This window comes from Pseudochryseolinea flava (assembly GCF_003286915.1).
GTDB classification, from domain to species: Bacteria; Bacteroidota; Bacteroidia; order Cytophagales; family Cyclobacteriaceae; genus Ohtaekwangia; species Ohtaekwangia flava.
In genome coordinates this window covers 1-1,236 of sequence record NZ_QMFY01000045.1, presented here as the reverse complement: position 1 = coordinate 1,236, position 1,236 = coordinate 1, and the positions used below count along the sequence as shown (strand labels likewise).

1 protein-coding gene is annotated in these 1,236 nt (G+C 43.9%); it reads left to right on the top strand.

Features of this window, described 5'->3' with window-relative positions; genetic code table 11:
* Positions 1 to 59: 59 nt before the first annotated feature.
* Positions 60 to 1,204, top strand: a protein-coding gene (locus tag DQQ10_RS27690) for an IS3 family transposase (protein ID WP_245970561.1) whose coding sequence is annotated in 2 segments (ribosomal slippage) — positions 60 to 312 and positions 312 to 1,204 — 1,146 coding nt in all. Because the reading frame shifts where the segments join, the coding sequence is not laid out codon by codon here.
* Positions 1,205 to 1,236: the final 32 nt, after the last annotated feature.

The window sequence follows — 1,236 nt, the reverse complement described above, 5'->3', positions numbered from 1 at the left end:
CGTAAGCTTCCCTAAAAAGCGAAGAATTCAAAAGTAGGAATTTTTAACTTTAGGGAACAATGAAGAAAAGTCGATTCACCGAGACACAAATCGTGTCAATTCTCAAACAGTATGATGGTGGTACCGCTGCTGCGGACCTTTGCCGTGAACATGGTATCAGTACAGCAACGCTTTACAATTGGAAAGCGAAGTATGGCGGACTAGAAGCCAGTCAGCTCAAGCGAATCAAGGAGCTTGAAGAAGAGAACAACAAACTCAAACGGATGTATGCTGATGTCAGCATTCAGCGCGACGCCTTGAAAGATCTGATCGAAAAAAAGCTTTAACGCCTGACGAGAAGAGATTAGCTGTCACTTATCTGCAAGAGCAGCAGATAAGTCTACGGCAGGCGTGTATGCTCATGAAGCTCAGTTCATCAGTTTACTACTACAAGCACAAAATTGACTGCAACGACGAAGCTGTCCAGGACGAACTCACGCGCCTGGCACAAGAAAATCGCCGATGGGGATTCTGGAAGATGTTTCACTTTTTACGAGGACAAGCGAGACCCTGGAATCATAAGCGTGTGTATCGAATCTACACGCAGTTGAATTTGAACATTCGTAGAAAGCCGAAGAAGCGATTGCCTGCAAGAATCAAAGAGCCATTGTATCAACCAGAGTTTCCTAATCGCGTATGGTCAATGGACTTTATGTTTGACCGTCTTACAAATGGCAGATCATTTCGGACCCTTAATGTTCTGGATGATTTTAATCGTGAGATCGTGAACATCGTCGTGGATACGTCTATCAGCTCACAACGTGTAACTCGGGAACTAAGTCAGATGTTTGAATGGCGAGGAAAGCCTGCAACCATTCGAGTTGACAATGGTCCAGAATTTCTTGCCCTCAAGCCTTGGTGTGCCAGTAATGGTATCGAATTGAAATTTATTCAGCCCGCTAAGCCAAATCAGAATGCGTACATCGAGAGATTTAACAGAACATATCGTGATGAGATCTTAGGTGCATATCTCTTTGATGATCTGCATCAAGTAAGAATGGAGACAGAGAAGTTTATCTGGAAGTATAACAACATCAGACCGCATGACAGCTTAAACAACATTACGCCAAGGGCGTTCCTGTTGAAATGTGGAATACTCCCTGCCGCACAAGCCGACACCGAGTATCCAACATTCCAACAAGGCAATTATCACGACAATTATTAATTTTGAGTGTAGCTACTCAGGGGAAGCTTACG